The sequence below is a fragment of the Roseovarius sp. D22-M7 genome (assembly GCF_037083785.1).
In the GTDB taxonomy this organism is placed as follows: Bacteria; Pseudomonadota; Alphaproteobacteria; order Rhodobacterales; family Rhodobacteraceae; genus Roseovarius.
On record NZ_JBAPKY010000137.1, the window covers coordinates 1 to 2720 of the forward strand.

Below are 2720 nucleotides of genomic sequence, written 5' to 3' on the forward strand. Positions count from 1 at the left end.
TGAGTATTCCACGGGTATGTGGCCATCGAATCCATGAACATGTGGCCACCGGTTCCACGGCATGTGGCCACCCCTTTGAGAGAGACCTGCGAGGCGATCTGACCCTGCTTATTCTGCGGCCCATTGAGGAAGCAGGAGAGCGAGATGGAAAGGTTGCCAATGCGCAAGATCAAGGATGTTTTACGACTGCGCGCGTCGGGATATTCGACGCGCAGAATTTCGAAAAGTCTGGGGCTGGGGCGGACGTCGACGGGGAATTACCTTCAGCGTGCCGCGCAAGCCGGGCTGTCGTGGCCGGATGTTCAGGATATCGATGAGGTCGCTCTCGAGCGACAGCTTTTCCGACAGGTGGCTGGCGCGGAGGACCCTCTGTTCGTGGAACCGGACTGGGCGGAGATCAATCGTGAGTTGAAGCGCTCCGGTGTGACCCTGCGCCTGCTTTGGGAGGAATATCGCGCGCGTCACCCTGATGACGGCTATGGATATTCCGCCTGGTGCCAGCATTACCGCGCGTGGGCGAAGCGACTGTCACCTTCCATGCGTCAGCGCCATGTCGCGGGCGAGAAGCTGTTCGTCGATTATTCCGGCGTGCGCATGGAGGTGACGGATCCCGCCACGGGCGCGCGCCACCCCGTCGAACTGTTCGTCGCGGTGTTGGGCGCGTCGAATTACACCTATGCCGAGGCCAGCCGGAGCCAGACATTGCCGGACTGGATCGGCGCGCATGTCCGCGCGTTCGAGTTCTTCGGCGGCGCGCCGGCCTTGATCGTGTCGGACAATCTCAAATCTGCCGTGGTTCGGGCGTGTTTCCATGAGCCGGGTGTCAATCGCAGCTACACTGATCTCGCGCGCCATTACCACACGGCCATCCTCCCGGCCCGTCCTTACAAACCACAGGATAAATCGAAGGCGGAAGGCGGGGTGCTGCTGGTTCAGCGCTGGATCGTTGCGCGGTTGCGCAATCGGGTCTTCTTCTCGCTGGAGGAGTTGAACGCGGCCATCCGCGAAGAACTCGTGCGCCTGAATGCCCGTGTCAGCCGTCACCTTGGTGCGTCGCGCCTGGAGCTTTTTGAACGGCTGGACAAACCCGCCCTGATCCCGCTGCCCCCGACACGCCATGCCCATGCCGATTGGAAGAATGTCACCGTCGGAGCCGATTACCACATCCGCATCGATGATCATTACTACTCGGTTCCCTACGACCTTGCGCGGGCGGCTCTTTGGGCGCGGATCACGGCCAGCACCATCGAGGCGTTTCAGGGCGGCAAACGTGTTGCCAGCCACATGCGCGCGGGTCCCGAAGATGGGCGTGAGACGACGGTGATGGCGCACATGCCCGCCAAGCACCGCCATTATGCCGGTATGACCGCTTCGAAAGTTCAGGCCGAGGCCCAAAAGGTCGGTCCGAACGTGATCACGCTCGTCGAGGTCATCCTGCGCAACAAGCCAAGGCCGGAACAGGGCATCCGCGCCTGTGTCGGCATTCTCAAGCTGAAACGCGGTTCTGGTCCGGAAAGACTGGACGCGGCCTGCGCGCGCGCGCTGGCGCTCAACGCCTGCTCACTCAAATCCGTCACCTCCATCCTGCAAAACCGCCTGGAGGATCAGCCCATCGAGGTCGCGCCAGACGCGCCCACGATCGCCCACGCCAATCTGCGTGGTGCAAAATACTTCCACTGAGCCAAAGGAGACACCGAATGCTCACACATCCCACCCACGAGGCGCTTCGCGCGCTCAAACTTGACGGCATGGCCGAGGTCTTCGCAGACCTTCTGGCACGCGAGGGCAGCCGGCAGATGGATCCGGTCGAATGGATCGGCCTGATGCTCGACCGCGAAAGCGCAACGCGTGACAGCCGGCGCTTTCAGACGCGTCTGCGGGCCGCGAAACTGCGCGAGAGCGGCGCCTGCATGGAAGACGTCGACTATCGCACCGCGCGCCAGCTAGACCGCGCGCTGTTCCGAAGCCTCCAGGATGGCGCCTGGATCACCAGACACCGCAGCATCCTGATCACCGGGCCATGCGGGGTCGGGAAGTCCTGGTTGGCCTGCGCCCTTGGTCATGAAGCCTGTCGGCAGGGCAAGACCACCCTCTACTTCCGCATGCCGCGCCTGTTCGGCGAATTGGCTGCCGCGCGCGGCGATGGCAGCTTCGAGCGCATCTTCCGCAAGATCGTGCGCGCCGATGTCCTGATCCTCGATGATTGGGGCCCGGAACAGATGACCGCCGGTCAGCGGCGCGACCTGATGGAGATCGTGGATGATCGTCATGGCCGCAAGGCAACGGTCGTCACCAGTCAACTTCCGGTGGAAAAGTGGTATGACATCATCGGCGATCCGACCTTCGCGGATGCGATCCTCGACAGGCTCGTGCATCACGCTCACCGGATCGAACTCGATGGCCCCTCGATGCGAAAAAACCCGCCGCCCGAACCCGTGGTCGAAACCGACGAGGCCACACAATGACAACCATGTCCCGCTCAGGCTTTGCCCACAGGGCCCACCCACGCGCCCGTCGCCGCCAGCTATATGATAAGCGCTGCGCCGGGCGCGCGGGTCCCCCCATGGACAAACCCAGCCCAACCGTCGGCATTGACCCAGACGTGAAAATCACGTCATGAAGAAACTGCCTCGCAGATCACCTCACGGGGGTGGCCACATGTCATGGAATGACTGGCCACATGCGCGTGGAACAGGTGGCCACATGTCGTGGAATACGCA

General features: G+C 62.6%; 2 protein-coding genes. Both read left to right on the forward strand.

What is annotated here, in order from left to right; translation table 11 throughout:
- The first annotated feature begins 144 nt into the window (after nt 1-144).
- Nucleotides 145-1680, forward strand: a complete 1536-nt coding sequence (gene istA / locus V8324_RS21550) for an IS21 family transposase (RefSeq protein WP_336421942.1) — start codon at nt 145-147, stop codon at nt 1678-1680.
- A 17-nt stretch (nt 1681-1697) separates the two neighbouring features.
- Nucleotides 1698-2465, forward strand: coding sequence for an IS21-like element helper ATPase IstB (gene istB / locus V8324_RS21555; protein ID WP_336421943.1), 768 nt, complete (start codon nt 1698-1700; stop codon nt 2463-2465).
- Nucleotides 2466-2720 lie beyond the last annotated feature (255 nt).

Coding starts and splice junctions, on each gene's coding strand:
- istA (WP_336421942.1), top strand. CDS start 145: ATGGAAAGGTTGCCAATGCGCAAGATCAAGGATGTTTTACGACTGCGC.
- istB (WP_336421943.1), top strand. CDS start 1,698: ATGCTCACACATCCCACCCACGAGGCGCTTCGCGCGCTCAAACTTGAC.